The sequence below is a fragment of the Spirosoma flavus genome (assembly GCF_054778555.1).
Map to the genome: position 1 here is coordinate 265803 of NZ_BAAGZL010000002.1, position 17196 is coordinate 282998.

A 17196-nucleotide genomic window follows, 5' to 3' on the forward strand; every position below is an offset into this window, starting at 1 on the left:
TCATAACAAGTTTAAACCGTTAAGTTTCCACTTACGTACCGATTCTGCTACTTTTGGCCTCATTTTTATCTGATTTCTGCTACCATGAAAATTGCCATTGGCTCCGATCACGCCGGTTTCCAGTACAAAGAAGCCATCAAAAAAATGCTCATCGACCTGGGTCATGAAGTTATCGATAAAGGAACGTATGCGGCTACGCCTTCTGTCGATTACCCGGTTTATATTCGTCCGGTTGCCGAGGCCGTGGCCGCTGGTGACGTCGAACGGGGGGTCGTGCTGGGTGGCTCCGGCAATGGTGAGGCCATCGCAGCAAACCGGGTGAGGGGCGTGCGTTGCGGCCTATGCTGGAATGAGGAATCGGCTCGGTTATGCCGTGAACATAACGATGCAAACGTTATTTCGCTCGGTGAACGCATGATGTCGGAACAAACGGCCCTGAAACTGGTTCAGATTTGGCTGGATACGCCCTTCGAAGGAGGCCGCCACCTGGCCCGGATTCAGCAACTGGATACGTACTGATAGTTCATAGAGATAAGTGATGAACGATGAGCGATGGCACGCCAGCTTTCTCATCGTTCATCACTATTACCTCCAACAATGCAGATTCTTTGGCAATACCTGAAGCCTTATCGATGGCTGGCTCTTTTGGCGCTGGGCCTGGCTGGTATGGCGCAGGTTCTGGCACTGATCGACCCAATTATTTTTGGCAAAATCATCGACGAATACGCCACGAATCCAGCGCCTAAACCCGAGTCCGAACGAGTGTCGGGCGTTTTGAAACTGCTGGCCATTGCCGTTGGAGTGGCCATTCTGTCGAACCTGATTAAAGCGTTTCAGGAATACGTAACGCGGCAGGTGGTGCAGCGGTTTGGTACCGATATTTTCAACGATGGACTAAAACAAACATTACGTTTGTCGTATCAGGAATTTGGTGACCAAAGTAGTGGCGCTACGTTATCGATCCTGCAAAAGGTACGTACCGATACCGAAAAATTTATCAATTCGTTCGTCAACGTCCTGTTTTCGTCGTTGGTTGGGATGGGATTTCTGATCTGGTACGCCATTACCAAACACTGGGCGCTCATTCCGGTATTTCTCATTGGCGTATTGGTGCTTGGTGGATTAACCGGCCTGCTAAGCCGGGAAATTAAAACTACCCAACGTAACATCAACCGCGAAACGGCGATGTTGTCGGGCGTTATTACGGAATCGCTACGTAACATCGAACTGATCAAAAGTCTGGGGTTGACGTTTCCCGAAATTCGGCGGATGAAAGGGCTGACCGGACGGATTTTCGATCTGGAAATGACCAAAGTACGGCGGGTGCGGCTGCTGACGTTCTGGCAAAGCACTACGTTGAACGTACTGAAACAATCGATCCTTTTTACGTTACTCTGGCTCATTTTTCGGAATGTACTACGTCCCGGCGAGCTTATTTCGATGCAGTTTATTTCGGTTTCGATCTTCAATCCGTTGCAGGATTTGGGAAACATTATTCTGGCGTATCGGGAAGCAGAAGCCGGCCTGAACAGTTTTGGTACGTTGATGGCGAAACCCATTGAACGCAATCCTGAATCACCCATTGAAGTCGGACCCATCGAAAATCTGCGTTTCGACAATGTCGTTTTTCGCCACAAAGGGGCCAATCAGAACGCCATCGACGGTGTTACGTTCGAGGCCTCTCTGGGCGATACCATTGCGTTTGTGGGGCCATCGGGTTCCGGAAAATCAACGATGGTGAAATTGCTGGTCGGTTTGTATCGACCCGTGGCGGGCGAAATTTATTACAACGATATCTCGACAAAGGATCTGCGTTTCAATCCGATGCGCCGGCAAATCGGTTTTGTTACCCAGGATACACACTTGTTTTCGGGCACGATTCGCGAAAACCTGCTTTTCGTGAAACCTGACGCCACTGAAGCTGAGATGCTTAACGCCCTCGACCAGGCCGCCTGCGACCATCTGCTGGCTCGTTCCGAGAAAGGACTGGATACGCCGATTGGTGAAGGAGGACTAAAAATGTCGGGTGGCGAAAAACAACGGCTGTCGATTGCCCGCGCCCTGGTTCGAAATCCGCGATTGTTGATTTTTGATGAAGCTACGTCGGCGCTGGATTCGCTCACCGAAGAAGAAATTACGGATACGGTACGTAGCGTTTCGGCGCTGAATTCGCAGATTACCATATTAATTGCGCACCGACTGTCAACAATTATGCACGCGACCACGATTTTTGTGCTGGAAAAAGGTAAGATTGTGGAAACCGGCGCGCATGACGCTCTGCTTGCCCAGAAAGGACTGTACTATGCTATGTGGCGGCAGCAGATTGGCGAGCGAAAAACAACCGGTGTCGCCTTACGTTAAGCTGTTCACACATGAACAAACGTGCCCGCCAAGTTGGTTACTTCCTGTCCAGCCAGTATTTCTCGGATGGGGTGCGTATTACGTTGTCCATCCTCCTGCCTTCGCTGTTGTTCAGACAGTTAGGTCATCTTGAAATGGGTATGGCCCTATCGCTGGGGGCGTTGAATGTGAGCATTGCCGATGCGCCAGGCCCAGTGCTGCACCGACGTAATGGAATGCTGACAACCGTACTTTGTGGCTTTCTGGTGACGTTAGTGACGGGTTTCGCCCGGATGAACCCTTATGTCATGGGGGGCGAAATCCTGCTGTTCAGTTTTTTCTTTTCCATGTTCGCTATGTACGGCAACCGCGCTACGTCGGTTGGAACGGCGGCTTTGCTTATCATGATTCTGATGCTCGACCGGCCACTCAACAGCCAGCAGGTGCTGGTTGAAGCGGGGATGGTGATGGCGGGCGGACTTTGGTACACAGGTATCAGTTTGCTCGCTTTTCAGCTTCAGCCGTATCGACTGGCCGAGCAGGCACTGGGGCAATGCATTCATGAAACGGCCAAACTGATGGCCATTAAAGCCGATTTTTACCAGGTTTCGTCGCCCATTGACGACGCATATCGCCGATTAATCGCCCAGCAGGTCGTTGTCAGTGAGAAACAGGATGCCGCCCGGGAAATCCTGTTTAAAAGCCGACGCATCGTAACGGAATCGACCCGTACCGGGCGCGTTTTACTGCTGACGTTTATCGATATGGTTGATCTGTATGAGCAGATTATTGCCATGTACTACGATTATCGGGATATACGGGAGCGTTTCGGGAAATCGGGGATACTGGATGAGATTGCCCATCTGATTCGACAATTATCGGCCGAATTAGATCACATTGGCCTGGCAGTTCAATCGCCGGTACCGTTTCATAAGCCTCTGGATATCAGTCTAAATCTGGAAGCGTTGAAACGACGTATCGACGGGCTGGAGGAGGAAAAAAGTAGTACGTTGGTATTACGAAAAGTGCTGGTTAGTTTACGAACAGTCAATCAGCGGCTCAATACGATTCAAAAGAATATTCTCCAGCCAGCGGAAGGACCAATTGACCAGCAAAATCGGGAATACGGTCGATTTGTGTCCCACGTGATTATCGATTTCAAGTCATTTCGGGATAACCTGACTACCGATTCGTCCGTATTCCGGCATTCGGTACGGGTTGCTCTGGCAATGCTTATCGGGTTCATACTGACCAAGTTGCTATCGTATGGGCATTATAGCTATTGGGTTTTACTAACGATTTCGGTTATTCTGAAACCGGCGTTTAGCCTGACGCGTCAGCGAAACGTAGAACGTATCATCGGAACCTTTGCGGGCGGAATGATGGGGCTGCTAATTCTGGCATTTATCCCGAATAAAACCGTGCATTTTGTGTTTCTGGTGCTTTTTATGCTCGGAACGTATAGCGCCCAGCGTATCAATTATATTGCGATGGTCATTTGCGTTACCCCATTCGTGCTTATTCTTTTTAGCTTCCTGGGCGTTGGTTATCTGGGTGTGGCTCAGGAGCGCTTGTTCGATACCTTGATGGGCGGAGGTATTGCGCTGCTGGCCGGATACCTGTTTTTTCCGCAATGGGAGTCGGAACAACTGAAAAAACCCATGCAGGATTTGCTGAAAGCCAATCTTCGCTACGTCCAGCTATTGCTCGATAGCCTGTCGGGGCGACGGATTGACGGAATTGACTATAAATTGATCCGCAAAGAAGTGTACGTTACGTCGGCCAACCTGAGTGCTGCTTTCGAGCGGATGGTGTCGGAGCCGAAGCACAAGCAACGTAACGAGAAACTTATATATGAGTTCGTGGTGCTGAATCATATTCTATCGGCCAACGTAGCAACGATCATGTCGACCCGGATTAACGACAGTGTTGCGGCTTTACCAGCCCCCATGCTACGTCCTATAAAACGGGCACTGTTTGCCCTAACCGAAAGCCTGACTCGCCTGGGTAATCACAACGTAGTTGAGGTAACCACTTTACCGGTAGATGCTGCTCAACCGCTTAATCAACATCCTGATGATACGTTCCTGAATGAGCAATTGCAGTTCATTCAGCAGGTCAGCAGCGACATTGGTAAACTGGTCGAACGTATCAAATCTGGAAAAAATACTAGTCGGTCCAGCCGTGATTCGTTGGCCGAAAAACTACTGTGGAGGAGGTTAGAATTAGGTGGACATAAGGGGTGAAAATTGGCTCAATAATTTTTCAATAATTTCTGCAAAAAGCAGGGTTTTGTTACCAGCAAAAAATAGTTCAGTAACTAATTGATCGCAATGCCATATTTAGTACTTGATCTGGAAATGACCGGACCAGAACCGGACTATAACGAGATTATACAAATCGGAGCCGTACTTTTCGACGATCAGTGGACGGAGAAAGGCCGTTATCTGACCAACGTATATCCCGAAAATGAAGAAGCGTTTTCGTCTTCGTCCGAAAAGATTCACAACCTGTCGCTGGCTGACCTGGACGATGCGCCGATGATCTACGACGTACTGCCCGAAATGGAAGAATGGATATGTACTCAACTTGGAATTCGGGTGCCAAAGGGGCAACTGGACCGCACGCCTTATCTGCGCGACGTAGTGATTTGCGGGCAGAGCGTGATCAACGACATTAATTTTTTGAAGGAAGCGTATCGGTATGAGAAACAGAAGTGGCCTTATTCACGGGTTCTGCTCGACCTGCATACGCTGGCCTACTTCACGTTCCGGGTGCTACGTGCCAACGGACGCAAAACCCCCGACCGGCTCAGCCTGACCGCAATTGCCAATTATTTCGGCTTTGCCCGTGAAGATGGTTTTCATAATGCACTGGAAGACGCTGTACTAACGGCCCAGTGTCTTCGGGAAGTGTTCAAGCTGAGCGATGGAATGCGGTTAGGGTGAGGTCAGGGGGGGATAATTTTCGATTTTTGTCCTGGTACGGAGCATTTCTTACTACGTATCAGGGAATCAGAAATGGCTTTGGGCTGAAACAGAGGATGAAAACCAGTAACGCCACCCAGCCCAGAACTTTACGCTTCAGGTCGAGGGGCTCTTCCAGGGGCGTCTCAGGGTGATAGACCCCCAGAAAGCGGCCGAGTACAAACACAAATACCAGAAAGCCCGAATACCCAACCCAGTCGGGACGTAACCACGATAGGGTGAGCTGGCCCACCACCACGCTCAACGTAATGAGCAGTACAGTAATTCGGTTTTCACTGATACGGCCAAAGGCCAGAAACAGGAAACCGACGTACAATAGAAAATAAGCTAGTTGGTTTAGAAAGGCCTCGTTGTTTGGGATGGCAAAATCAGCGGGTGTGAACAAACCCAGTCCGGCATAAAACGCAAACCCAATAAAGAGCGCAGGGGCTACCCACCGGAAACGTTGCCGACCAATCAGCGCATAGAGTATGTGGCCCCCGTCTAACTGACCAATCGGGATCAGGTTAAGGGAGGTGAAAAACAAGGCGAGATAACCCGCCAGCACATACGGATAATGAATCATCTCATACGGGTGCGGCACGCGTGCCGGATCTGCTACGTAAGTTTTGAAAAACGTAAACAACAGATTATCGCCCAACCCAATGGCACCACCTTCCGGTAAATTTTGAAAGGCGTATTTGCCATAATCCAGCCCCCATTTCTGGTATTCGGGGTGAATGGTGAAAATAAACTCAGGAGGTGGCAAATGCGAAAAACCATACCAGAGGACCACCAGAGCCAGCACAAAACCAGCTAAAGGACCGGCAATGCCAATATCGAAATACTTTCGACGGCTATCTATATAATCTCGAATGCGGATGAAAGCACCTAACGTACCGATACTCTGCCCAATGGCCAGCCACACGGGAATGTAGTAAGGAAGCGACACCCGCACCCGATTGGCTTTAGCCGTAAAATAATGGCCAAACTCGTGGACGGTTAAGATGGCCAGAAAAGGAATTGAAAACTGAAAACCGCTCACAAATTCGGCCCACCCCAACGTTTTCATCCCTTCCATAGGAATAAAAAGCCGGCCGTACATCCATTCAGCACCAGCTAACGTAGTGGTAACCAGCGTAATTAAAAAAAGACCTCCGTGGAGGAGGTATGTTTTAAGGCGTTTGTTCATAAAGCGAGGAGAAGATACCGGAAGTATAATATAGGATATATGTTTAGTTAGCATTTACATATCTCCTTTATCATACTTCATATATCTTTCAAGTAGTCCAAAATTGTCTTAGGCGGTTGTACGTGTACGGCCTGAATACCTAACTCCGTGGCTGCCTTGATGTTTGCCGCATTGTCGTCGAAAAACGCGGTTTCGGAGGCAACCAAATTCGCTTCGGTCAGCACATGCTGATAGATGTCAGGCGAGGGTTTGACCATACGTACTTCGTACGAATAAAATACGCGCTCGAAGAGTTCCTCCAGGGTCGGCTGGTTTAAACTAGTCAATACGTGGTTAACCCGCCGGATATGAATAGGGCTGGTATTGCTTAATAAAAAGAGCCGATAGTTCGATTGCAGGGATTTAATGCGCTCGATACGTTCAACGGGTAAGTCGAGCAAGACGCTGTTCCAGGCCGTATCGATAACTTCATCGGCCCAGGCATCATTCTTGAGCAACTGACGGACATGCGCCCGGAACGATTCATCATCAATCAGGCCGGTTTCGTATTGATTCCAGATATCGTGCTGTTTCCAGAGTGCCCGAACTTCGTCCTCTGGCAGATTGGCCAGCATGGCAAAATTCCGGACGGGGGCCGTTAAGTCAATCGGAATAATTACGTCGCCGAGGTCGAAAATCAGGTTTTTCATCTCTTTGGATTACAGGTTGAATGGCTGACATGTCTGGTTCTTTGCTGTTGGCAAGAACCAGGCATGGGAATTAATCTTACTCAACTACTACACCCATTTCGCAGAATTTTTCAATCCGTTGATTGATACGTTCTTCGGGTGATAGTGCATTGAGTTCGTCCAGCGCTTTCAGAATGACTTCTTTCAGGCGACTAGCCATGGCCTGATGGTCGTTGTGGGCGCCACCAGTGGGTTCTTCCACAATTTCATCGACCAGTTTATTACGTTGCATATCCCGGGCGGTCAGCTTCATGGCTTCGGCGGCCTGTTCCTTGAAATCCCAGCTCCGCCAAAGAATCGTTGAGCAGTTTTCGGGGGAAATGACTGAATACCAAGTGTTTTCGAGCATTAATACCCGATCGCCGATGGCAATGCCCAACGCCCCACCTGAAGCGCCTTCACCAATAACGATGCAGATAACGGGTACCGTAAGCATAAACATCTCTTTCAAATTCCGCGCAATGGCCTCACCCTGGCCACGCTCTTCAGCTTCCAGGCCCGGATAGGCACCCGGCGTATCGATCATGGTGATGATAGGCTTGTTGAATTTTTCAGCCAGTTTCATCAGACGTAGCGCTTTCCGATAGCCCTCGGGGTTGGGCATACCGAAATTCCGGTACTGACGCTGCTTCGTGTTACGTCCTTTCTGCTGCCCGATAATCATTACCGTTTGACCACCCAGTTCGCAGAAACCACCTACCATCGCCGGATCATCCCGTACGGTACGGTCGCCGTGCAGTTCAATGAACTGATCGCACATGAGCGAAATATAATCGAGCGTATAGGGCCGGTCGGGATGGCGCGAGAGCTGGACGCGTTGCCAGCGTGTCAGGTTCTGAAAAATCTCCCGGCGCAGTTTGTCGATACTCAGTTCCAGAATATCAACCGCTTCTTTTACGTCGACATTACTGGTCTGGGCCAGCTTTTTCGTTTCCTCCAGCCGTGCTTCCAGATCGGCAATCGGTCGTTCAAAATCGAGATACGTTCTCATTTAGTTAGGTTGTAACGTTGTAGAGTTGTAGGGGTGTAACGTTGTAGAGTTGGCTGATATATCAGACCGTCGAGTTCTACAACTTTGCAACCTTATACCTTCACAACTCTATAACTCAAATTGTTCGCCTTTTTTCGGAATAATCACCTGCGGATATCCAGCTTCGGCCAGTGTATCGCGGAATGATTCCATACTTTCATATTCTCCGTGAACCAGAAAAACCGATTTAAGCGTTTCTGGTGATTGCATACTTACAAAATTTATCAGATCGTTACGGTCGCCGTGGCCGCTAAACACATCTATTTTTTCAATGTTAGCCAGCACCTGATGATCTTTACCTTTGATAGACAGCGTTTGTTGTCCATTCAGCAGCCGCCAGCCCAATGTACCTTCGGCGCAGTAGCCAATAATCAGGATTGTGGCGTAGGGATTGCTGATATTCTCGGCTACGTGGTATTCGACCCGGCCACCCTGCACCATGCCCGACGAGGAGATGATAATACAGGGTTCGTTGTAATTCGATACGGCCTTGCTAGCCTGCGATGATTCCAGAAACTGGAAATTTTCGAAGTCGAACAGCGCTTCATTCTCCTCAAAAAAATCCTTGGCCTCTTTGTTCAGCATCCGAACGTACTGCGTGTAAATTTTCGAGCTTTCGAACGCCATCGGACTGTCGGAAAAAACCCGGATAGGCGGGAAATTACGTTCGGTATACAGCCGGTTGAGCGTATACAGCAATGATTGGGTTCGCCCAACGCTGAACGACGGAATGATGAGCCGTCCTGGCGTGTCGATGCAGGTACGCTGGATAATGTCGGCCAGTACGTCTACGGGAGTGGCCTGAATATCGTGGAGCCGATTGCCGTAGGTACTTTCGCAAACCAGATAATCGACTGGCGGAATCGTTGCCGGATCGACCAGAAGCGGGTAATTTTTGCGGCCAATATCGCCAGAAAAACAAATACTTTTCCGTTCTCCGTTTTCAACGACATTGATGAGAATATGCGCTGCCCCCAGCAAGTGACCGGCCGGAATAAACGTAACGTCGACACCATCGGCCACCCGAAACCTCCGGTTGAACGCAATCGGTACTACGTTCTCCATTGATTCACGTACCTGCCGATCCAGGAACAGATCTTTCTGCATCTGAATCTGCCGATCTTTAACGCGTTGTTTTTTGCTGGCGTTCAGGTCGTTGATACGTTTCTGATTGAGCGAGGCCGCATCTTTCAGTAATACGTTCGTGAGTGCAAAGGTGGGTTCAGTGCAAAGAATCTGGCCTTCGTAGCCTTCACGGTACAGATTCGGCAGGTTACCCGAATGATCGATATGAGCATGGGTAAGCAAAACCAGATTGATACTCGAGGCCTCAAACGGAAAAAATCCCGGATGAGTAACGGTGGGGGCTGTCTGCCCATTGGAACGTTCGAGGTCGGACCCGCAGTCGATTAGAATGCGGTAATCGTCTTCCAGTTCCAGCAGGTACATACTACCTGTCACCTGCCTTGCCGCCCCCAGAAATGATAATTTCATGCGTACTGCGTTAACTAATCAGTGTCGTTTGTTCGATGGCTCGTAACCAGTTTTAGTGCAGGTCGGGTGGTGTTTATTACGTAAGTTTGCAAAAGTACGAAATACGACCCGAATCGCCTAACTGTTCTATAATGCGCTTTTTTACCGCTTTTACGCGCTATCTATCGTTCTTTTTTTTGCTTGTCATAGGTATTTGTGGACTTGTGGAGAAGCCGCTCGCACAGCCAGTCCGCTCCGTCGATACGTTGGCCACTCAGCAACTGCGACAACTGATCGACGCTATACAGGCGAGCCCAGCGATCCGTTTCGGGACGATAGCCCTGTCGGTCAGGCGGGTACGCGATGGGCAGGAGCGATTTGCCTATAATGCTTACCAAAGCCTGCCGTCGGCATCGACCTTAAAACTCATTACCACCGCTACGTCCCTGCAGGTACTTGGCCCTAACTACACGTATACTACGTCGCTCGAATACGATGGAACGATTAAGGATAGTACGTTACTTGGAAACCTTTACATTCGCGGAACGGGCGATCCCTCATTGGGGAGCTGGCGTTTTACGGGCTACTATGATTTGGCGGCTCTGCTTAATGCCTGGTCAGCAGCCATACGGGCTGCCGGAATTCGACGTATTCAGGGCGTAGTTGTGGGAGATGGTAGCTTATACGACGATTTGACAACCCCCGATAGCTGGCCTTATGGTGATTTAGGGAACTATTATGGTGCCAGCCTGAGTGCGCTGAACATCAATGAAAATCTGTACCGGGTATTTTTTCGGCCGGGCAAATCTATCGGTACACCTGCCTCGGTGCTACGTACTGATCCGCCCGTACCCTACGTGAGTTTTCACAATACTGTAACGACCGACGCGGCTAACACGGGCGATCAGGTAAATATTTACGGAACTCCCTTCGCCACTCAGCAGTGGCTGACCGGCAAAGTGCCTATGGGCGAACCAGCTAATGAGTTCAGTGTGAAAGGTGCCTTGCCTGATCCGGCTTACTTTACTGCTTATGCACTTCAGAATCAGTTGGTTCAGGATAACGTAACCGTGAGCGGATCACCCGTATCGATAGGAGGGGGGCTCGTCAATACGTTGGTACAGAACGGTAAACGTTCCGTGTTACTTCAGCACAAATCGCCCCTGCTTCCTGAACTAATTCAACAGACTAATTTTCAAAGTATTAATCTGTATGCCGAAGCGCTGCTACGTACCACGGCACTTACATTGAACAAAACGGTACGTTCGACAGAAGCCAGCGTGGAGACTCTGGTAACGTACTGGAAAAATAAAGGCGTCGATATGGACGGGTTCCGGATTCGGGATGGGAGTGGTTTGTCGGCGTTTGGCGCATTGACGGCCAATAATATGACCTCGATACTGAGCGTAGCGGGTCGGGAAAAAACGTTTCCTATATTTTATGCAAGTATCCCGGTAGTGGGGCAGACGGGTACGGTACGGACATTGGCACGTAACACGGCTGCGGCTGGAAACATTCGAGCCAAAAGCGGTTCCATTGAAGGCGTTCGGGCTTATGCCGGATATTTTACCGCGCGGGATGGCGAAATGATGAGTTTCTGTGTGCTGGTCAATAAATTCACTCCTGGACAGAATCGCGACGTAACGAGTGCGTTAAGTAAAATATTCGTCAGCCTGGTTGGCCTGAATGGTAAAGAGTAAAAAAAGTCATTAGTCACTAGTTATCAGAAAGCGATTCTTAAACTCTGATCATTTCTGACCCCTACCGACTAATGACGGACTACTATCGACTATTCTTCGGGATGCTCGCACACGGTCACTACATCGAACCAGTACTGGACTATGGCTCTGGTCACTTCGCTAAGCCGCTGAAACGTAGGGGGTTTGGTGATGAAGCTATTGGCTCCGTTGAGGTACGACGTCTCTACGTCATCGCGGGCATCGGAGGTAGTCAGAACGACAATCGGAATATGGCGAAACTGTCTGTCGGATTTTATTTCACGCAGAGCCTCACGACCATCCTTACGGGGCATGTTCAGGTCGAGCAGAATAAGTTCTGGCAGGGTGTGACTGGCACCCGTGTAACGTCCCTGATACGTAAGAAAATCCATTAAATCCTCCCCATCTTCAGCAAAGGAAATCCGACTAGCTGGATAATGCTGCTGAAAAGCTTCTTTGGTCAGATAACGATCATCTTCGTCGTCGTCAACCAAGAGGATATGAATGGGTTTCGGTTGTGGCTGGTCTGTCATAGTAATGTAATAATTGGCTTTCGGGGAGTACTATAATAAAGGATGCGCCATGGTTGGGCTGACTATTAGCCGTAATATATCCATGATGATACATGACCACCCGTTTGCAGATGGCTAGCCCTATTCCCGTTCCTTCAAAGGCACTTTTGCCGTGTAATCGCTGAAAAACTTTAAAAATGTGCTCCAGGTATTTTTCGTCGAAGCCGATACCATTGTCTTCAACGGTAATTTCAACGTAAGACCCGTCGGCAACCAGACCCGTGTAGACAGTGCCATCAACCGGGCGTGAATAAATACGAAGCCGTGGCCGTACGCCCTCCCGGGTAAACTTGAGTGCGTTCGAAATCAGGTTGTTGAACAGGTGGTCCATCTGACTGGCTACGGCCTGAATGGTCGGTAAGTGGCTCACTTCTACGTCCACATCCAAGCCTTTAATGCGCAACTCCTGATCGTCCAGAATCCGTTGAACGATGTTGTTTAAATCAACCGGCTTAAAGTCTTCCTGATGACTTGATATTCTCGAAAAGTTTAGTAAATCTTTGATTAGCTTGGACATACGTTCGGCTGAGTGCGAAATTTTACCCATAAACATGGAGCTATCAGCATCGAACAGATTAGCATATCGATCGGTAATCAGGTTGGCAAACGACTGAATTTTACGAAGTGGTTCCTGCAAATCATGACTGGCCACAAAGGCAAACCGTTCCAGCTCTTCGTTGGAGGTCTCCAACTGCCGTATCTGGCCTTTCAATTGATTTTCGTAGTCGCGAAGCTGGTCTTCATTTGCCTGCCGACGGGCAAGCTCCTGTTCAAGAAGCCAATACGAAAGGGCGATTGCCAGAAACGTAAGCAGTGACAGGACAAAAATGATAATCAGCGTGTTTCGAAAAGAGCGTTCGGCCTGTTTATTCCGGGAAATCATCAACGCCCGTTCGGTATCAATCATCAACGTTACGTGCCGACGAATACCATCCATCTGACGCTTGCCAATTCGGCTGGTTTCTATCCCGTTCTTACTGTCAATGGGTAAACTTAGCCGCGTTTTGGTAACATCCAATTTTTCCTGAATGAGTTTTTCGAGCAACCGACGGCGGTGAATCTGAACTTTATTATCCGTCGTTAAATCGCGTAATTCCCTTAGTTTTCCGGGCAATTTTCGCGATGCCATAAGGTAGGGTTCCTGAAACGCGATATCGTGGGTAATGACGTAGCCACGGGCACCACCTTCAATATCTTTAACAAGTGAAAGGATGTTCTCCAGTGCGCTGGTTACTTCATACGTATGCCGAACCCGCTTGGTGTCTTCACCATATTGATTGTAACTATAAAACGATAAAGCAAATCCCGAAGCAATAAGCACCATGGCTACTATGAATCCCAACGCGATACGTCGATTCATAAGTTTGGAGCCAATCTGGGGCATTTTCTTCATAGCGTCGGTTCGGAACGTGACAAAGATAGAAAAAGAACCTCAACCAATACGTGCATTATTTCAGTGTGCTACGTCCTGGCTACAAGGTAAACTGATACGTTCTCATTATGCTGAATAACGGTCAGTTTAGTCGATATAAGGTATTGCTGTTATAACGTTTCAACGACTAAATTATGGTTCGTATAAATACAAACATCAGCCGCGATGTGCAGGCTTTCACGCACCATATCTTCAGCGGAAAGATTGCTGGCGTGTTTTTTCAGAGCAATGGCCGCCGATTGGGCATACATTCCACCCGAACCAATGGCTGCAATATCGTTGTCGGGTTCAATTACATCGCCCGTTCCAGATACCAGGAGAAGATCTTCTTTTGAGGCCACAATCAACATGGCTTCAAGTTTACGTAAGTAACGATCTGTGCGCCAGTCTTTAGCCAGCTCAATGGCAGCGCGTTTGAGGTTACCTCCGTAGGCATTTAGTTTTTCTTCAAATCGCTCAATCAGGGTAAATGCATCGGCTGTTGATCCGGCAAATCCTGCTAATACTTTGCCGCCCATCAGAACGCGCACTTTACGTACATTACTTTTAGCAACTGTGTTGCCCATGGTGGCCTGTCCATCCGCACCGAGGGCTACTTTCCCTTCGTGCCGAATACCGACTACCGTCGTTGCATGAATCTTTTGCATGAAATAAACTATGTTGATGGGTATAACGTAGCAATAACGGGTTTGGGTTCAAGAAAGTGATAAGGGATGAGTTTGTTAATGAACTCAATAAATCGTGGCGTCAGCAAACTCATCCCTTATCACTTTCGGCAAAGGGGATCGGCCGATTAACACTTTCTTCGAGTGAAATAAACGTTTCGGTACGTTGAATGCCCGCTACTTTCTGAATTTTGTCGTGCAGTACTTCGCGCAGGTGCTGGGTGTCGCGGCAGACTATCTTAGCGAAAATACTATAAATGCCAGTTGTATAGTGAACGTTGACAACCTCCGGAATCTTTTCGAGTTGTTTGGAAACTTCTTCGTATAATGAGCTCTTATCCAGATAGATACCCAGAAAGGCGCTGATATCCCAACCGAGTTTGGCATGGTCGATGACGAGTTGCGACCCCCGGACAATACCCATCTGTTTCAGTTTATTCATCCGGACATGCACTGTACCACCCGACACAAAAATGCGTTTTCCTATTTCGGTGTACGCCATATTGGCGTCCTGCATTAGCAAATTGAGTATTTTTAGATCGGTATTGTCAATTTCTAAATTTTTCTCGATCATTAGCGTTTAGTTTTTGATGAGTATCAACAAAAGTACACCAATTTTAAATAGATTGTAATTTTTGAGAAATTTCTATGTGAAATTTGTAAAGAATTGACAATGTACTGTATATTTGCATTGTCAAGTTGATCGTCCGGGGTCACACGGCGGTCTTCTTGACATTTTCCGCAACGGCGGAGCGTTCTCACACTGTAGGATGTCGAAATTGGCAGACGTGCCCTCCTGTCTCGGGGGTGGTGATAAAGGATAAACGCAGCATAATGCCGCCCTCGTGGCGACTGGGGTTGACCACCAGATGTTGTACTGTAGCTAACTGCACCGTGGGCGGTTCGAGTCCCCCTCCTACAGCCTGGCCAGCTTATTGGCCGACGATTTTAGTTTGTTGATGAAGTGTAATCAAACACGCCGGCTCCCCTGATGAGTCCGGCGTTTGTTTTTTATGCGTATTTTTGCAGATTAATACATGTAGTCAACGGTCAAGGGTCGTCAGTCAAGCGAAAGCTGGCGTCTTAATGACAAGTTGGACGTACTAACTGAAGACTTTAAACTGACGACTGAAAACCATCCGTCTCCTTCGTGAAACACATTCGTAATTTTTGCATTATTGCTCATATTGACCACGGCAAAAGTACCCTAGCCGATCGATTATTAGAATTTACTAAAACAGTTGGGGCCCGCGACATGCAGGCGCAACTGCTCGACGATATGGATCTGGAACGCGAGCGGGGCATTACGATCAAGAGCCACGCCATCCAGATGAATTATACGTATAAAGGCGAAACCTATACGCTTAACCTGATCGACACGCCAGGGCACGTCGATTTTTCGTATGAGGTTTCCCGCTCGATTGCGGCCTGCGAAGGTGCTTTACTGCTCGTCGATGCTTCGCAAGGTACTGAAGCCCAGACGATTTCAAATCTGTACCTGGCAATGAATAATGACCTGGTCATTATTCCAGTACTGAATAAGATTGACTTGCCGGGGGCTATGCCCGAAGAAGTGAAGGACGAAATGGTAGACCTGCTTGGCTGCGACCGGGACGACATTATTCCGGCCAGTGGAAAAGAGGGCATTGGTGTACCTGAAATTCTGGCGGCCATTGTCGAACGTATTCCTGCTCCTAAAGGCGACCCGGATGGGGCATTGCAGGCGTTGATTTTCGATTCACACTTTAATTCCTACCGCGGTATCGAGGTTATTTTCCGGGTTAAGAATGGCCGTATCCGCAAAGGCGATCGGGTTAAATTCATGAATACGGGCCGGGAATATATTGCGGATGAGGTTGGTACGTTAGGTCTGGAACAGGTGCCAAAAAATGTCATCGAGTGTGGTGATGTAGGCTACCTGATTTCGGGTATTAAAGTGGCCAAAGAAGTGAAAGTGGGCGATACCATTACGTCGATGGATAAGCCCGCCAAAGAAGCGATTCAAGGTTTCTCAGAGGTGAAGCCCATGGTTTTTGCGGGTATTTATCCGGTGGAAACCAGCGAGTTTGAAGATTTGCGCGAAGCTATGGAGAAACTACAGCTCAACGATGCCGCCCTGGTTTGGGAACCCGAAACCTCGGCTGCGTTGGGCTTTGGTTTCCGTTGCGGGTTTCTGGGAATGCTGCACATGGAAATCGTGCAGGAACGACTGGAGCGTGAGTTCGATATGACCGTGATTACGACAGTGCCTTCGGTACGTTTCGAGGTCATTACGACCCGCGATGAAACATTGGTCGTGTCGGCACCTGCTGATATGCCCGACCCCAGCACCATTAGCTGGATTGAAGAGCCGTTCATTAAGGCACAGATTATCAGTAAGTCCGAATACGTTGGGGCCATCATTGGGCTTTGTATGGATAAACGCAGCCTGCTAAAGAATCAGGTTTACCTGACAACGGACCGGGTTGAGTTGCAGTTTGAAATGCCGCTGGCCGAAGTTGTCTTTGACTTTTTTGATAAACTCAAAACGATATCAAGGGGCTACGCTTCGCTTGATTATGAGTTCATTGGCAACCGCGAGTCAACTATGGTGAAGTTGGATATCATGCTTAACGGCGACCGTGTCGATGCATTGTCGGCAATCGTACACCGGGATAAAGCCTATGATTGGGGGAAAAAGCTTTGTGAGAAACTTCGCGAATTATTACCTCGCCAGCAATTTGAAATCGCCATTCAGGCGGCTATTGGTCAGAAAATCATCGCCCGCGAAACGGTGAAAGCGTTACGTAAAGACGTATTGGCCAAGTGTTACGGTGGTGATATCTCGCGGAAGCGCAAACTGCTTGAAAAACAGAAGAAAGGTAAAAAGCGGATGCGTCAGGTAGGAAACGTAGAGATTCCACAGGAAGCATTTATGGCCGTTTTGAAAATAAATTAAGAAAAAGCCAGCTCAAAAATGGGCTGGCTTTTTTAGTTCATAACAGTAATGGACGTAGAAGTGGGTGATACAGTATTGTGATTAAAGGCTAATTCAGCTAGACATTGTTTTCAAATTAGCTTTACATTACTAGTTGTATTTG

General features: G+C 48.5%; 14 protein-coding genes. 6 read left to right on the forward strand and 8 right to left on the reverse strand.

Features of this window, described 5'->3' with window-relative positions; translation table 11 throughout:
* The first annotated feature begins 84 nt into the window (after window positions 1-84).
* From rpiB to ACYVF1_RS10165, 4 genes are all read left to right on the forward strand, one after another.
* Window positions 85-519 carry a ribose 5-phosphate isomerase B gene (gene rpiB, locus ACYVF1_RS10150; protein ID WP_461078251.1) on the forward strand — a complete coding sequence of 145 codons (435 nt, stop codon included), beginning with the start codon at window positions 85-87 and terminating at the stop codon, window positions 517-519.
* 78 nt (window positions 520-597) lie between these two features.
* Entirely contained in the window at window positions 598-2361 is a 1764-nt protein-coding gene (locus ACYVF1_RS10155; protein WP_461078253.1) for an ABC transporter ATP-binding protein, read from the forward strand.
* 11 nt (window positions 2362-2372) lie between these two features.
* Window positions 2373-4586, forward strand: a complete 2214-nt coding sequence (locus tag ACYVF1_RS10160) for an FUSC family protein (RefSeq protein ID WP_461078255.1) — start codon at window positions 2373-2375, stop codon at window positions 4584-4586.
* Between the two features lie 87 nt (window positions 4587-4673).
* Window positions 4674-5288: a 3'-5' exonuclease gene (locus tag ACYVF1_RS10165; RefSeq protein ID WP_461078257.1), complete on the forward strand. Its 615-nt coding sequence runs from the start codon at window positions 4674-4676 to the stop codon at window positions 5286-5288.
* 58 nt (window positions 5289-5346) lie between these two features.
* On the opposite strand, the gene ACYVF1_RS10170 is transcribed toward ACYVF1_RS10165, so the two are convergent.
* The 4 genes from ACYVF1_RS10170 to ACYVF1_RS10185 form a co-directional block, all read right to left on the reverse strand.
* On the reverse strand, window positions 5347-6498 hold the full coding sequence (locus ACYVF1_RS10170; RefSeq protein ID WP_461078259.1) for a site-2 protease family protein: 1152 nt from the start codon (window positions 6496-6498) through the stop codon (window positions 5347-5349).
* 77 nt (window positions 6499-6575) lie between these two features.
* A complete protein-coding gene (locus ACYVF1_RS10175; RefSeq protein ID WP_461078261.1) occupies window positions 6576-7187 on the reverse strand; it encodes an HAD family hydrolase in 612 nt (203 codons plus the stop codon).
* Window positions 7188-7263: 76 nt separating this feature from the next.
* On the reverse strand, window positions 7264-8217 hold the full coding sequence (locus tag ACYVF1_RS10180) for an acetyl-CoA carboxylase carboxyltransferase subunit alpha (RefSeq protein WP_461078262.1): 954 nt from the start codon (window positions 8215-8217) through the stop codon (window positions 7264-7266).
* Between the two features lie 108 nt (window positions 8218-8325).
* Entirely contained in the window at window positions 8326-9750 is a 1425-nt protein-coding gene (locus ACYVF1_RS10185; RefSeq protein WP_461078264.1) for an MBL fold metallo-hydrolase RNA specificity domain-containing protein, read from the reverse strand.
* Between the two features lie 131 nt (window positions 9751-9881).
* On the opposite strand from ACYVF1_RS10185, the gene dacB reads away from it, so the two are divergent.
* The gene (gene dacB / locus ACYVF1_RS10190; RefSeq protein WP_461078266.1) at window positions 9882-11429 is read left to right on the forward strand and encodes a D-alanyl-D-alanine carboxypeptidase/D-alanyl-D-alanine endopeptidase; all 1548 of its coding nucleotides are present in this window, start codon (window positions 9882-9884) and stop codon (window positions 11427-11429) included.
* A gap of 89 nt (window positions 11430-11518) precedes the next feature.
* Here the strand turns inward: dacB and ACYVF1_RS10195 are convergent, their stop codons facing one another.
* From ACYVF1_RS10195 to ACYVF1_RS10210, 4 genes are all read right to left on the reverse strand, one after another.
* Entirely contained in the window at window positions 11519-11980 is a 462-nt protein-coding gene (locus ACYVF1_RS10195; RefSeq protein ID WP_461078268.1) for a response regulator, read from the reverse strand.
* Entirely contained in the window at window positions 11934-13412 is a 1479-nt protein-coding gene (locus tag ACYVF1_RS10200; RefSeq protein ID WP_461078270.1) for a sensor histidine kinase, read from the reverse strand. Before ACYVF1_RS10200 ends, ACYVF1_RS10195 begins: the two co-directional genes overlap by 47 nt.
* 149 nt (window positions 13413-13561) lie before the next feature.
* Complete coding sequence (gene hslV / locus ACYVF1_RS10205) at window positions 13562-14098, reverse strand: ATP-dependent protease subunit HslV (protein ID WP_461078272.1); 537 nt, start codon at window positions 14096-14098, stop codon at window positions 13562-13564.
* A gap of 109 nt (window positions 14099-14207) precedes the next feature.
* Window positions 14208-14690, reverse strand: coding sequence for an Lrp/AsnC ligand binding domain-containing protein (locus ACYVF1_RS10210; RefSeq protein WP_461078274.1), 483 nt, complete (start codon window positions 14688-14690; stop codon window positions 14208-14210).
* A gap of 576 nt (window positions 14691-15266) precedes the next feature.
* Between ACYVF1_RS10210 and lepA the strand changes: the two genes are divergently transcribed.
* Window positions 15267-17054 (forward strand): translation elongation factor 4, encoded by a 1788-nt coding sequence (lepA, locus tag ACYVF1_RS10215; protein ID WP_461078276.1) that lies wholly within the window; start codon window positions 15267-15269, stop codon window positions 17052-17054.
* Window positions 17055-17196 lie beyond the last annotated feature (142 nt).

What these genes read in the sequence shown, in the direction of transcription:
- rpiB (WP_461078251.1), top strand. Translation starts at nt 85, where the DNA reads ATGAAAATTGCCATTGGCTCCGATCACGCCGGTTTCCAGTACAAAGAA.
- ACYVF1_RS10155 (WP_461078253.1), top strand. Translation starts at nt 598, where the DNA reads ATGCAGATTCTTTGGCAATACCTGAAGCCTTATCGATGGCTGGCTCTT.
- ACYVF1_RS10160 (WP_461078255.1), top strand. Translation starts at nt 2,373, where the DNA reads ATGAACAAACGTGCCCGCCAAGTTGGTTACTTCCTGTCCAGCCAGTAT.
- ACYVF1_RS10165 (WP_461078257.1), top strand. Translation starts at nt 4,674, where the DNA reads ATGCCATATTTAGTACTTGATCTGGAAATGACCGGACCAGAACCGGAC.
- ACYVF1_RS10170 (WP_461078259.1), bottom strand. Translation starts at nt 6,498, where the DNA reads ATGAACAAACGCCTTAAAACATACCTCCTCCACGGAGGTCTTTTTTTA.
- ACYVF1_RS10175 (WP_461078261.1), bottom strand. Translation starts at nt 7,187, where the DNA reads ATGAAAAACCTGATTTTCGACCTCGGCGACGTAATTATTCCGATTGAC.
- ACYVF1_RS10180 (WP_461078262.1), bottom strand. Translation starts at nt 8,217, where the DNA reads ATGAGAACGTATCTCGATTTTGAACGACCGATTGCCGATCTGGAAGCA.
- ACYVF1_RS10185 (WP_461078264.1), bottom strand. Translation starts at nt 9,750, where the DNA reads ATGAAATTATCATTTCTGGGGGCGGCAAGGCAGGTGACAGGTAGTATG.
- dacB (WP_461078266.1), top strand. Translation starts at nt 9,882, where the DNA reads ATGCGCTTTTTTACCGCTTTTACGCGCTATCTATCGTTCTTTTTTTTG.
- ACYVF1_RS10195 (WP_461078268.1), bottom strand. Translation starts at nt 11,980, where the DNA reads ATGACAGACCAGCCACAACCGAAACCCATTCATATCCTCTTGGTTGAC.
- ACYVF1_RS10200 (WP_461078270.1), bottom strand. Translation starts at nt 13,412, where the DNA reads ATGAAGAAAATGCCCCAGATTGGCTCCAAACTTATGAATCGACGTATC.
- hslV (WP_461078272.1), bottom strand. Translation starts at nt 14,098, where the DNA reads ATGCAAAAGATTCATGCAACGACGGTAGTCGGTATTCGGCACGAAGGG.
- ACYVF1_RS10210 (WP_461078274.1), bottom strand. Translation starts at nt 14,690, where the DNA reads ATGATCGAGAAAAATTTAGAAATTGACAATACCGATCTAAAAATACTC.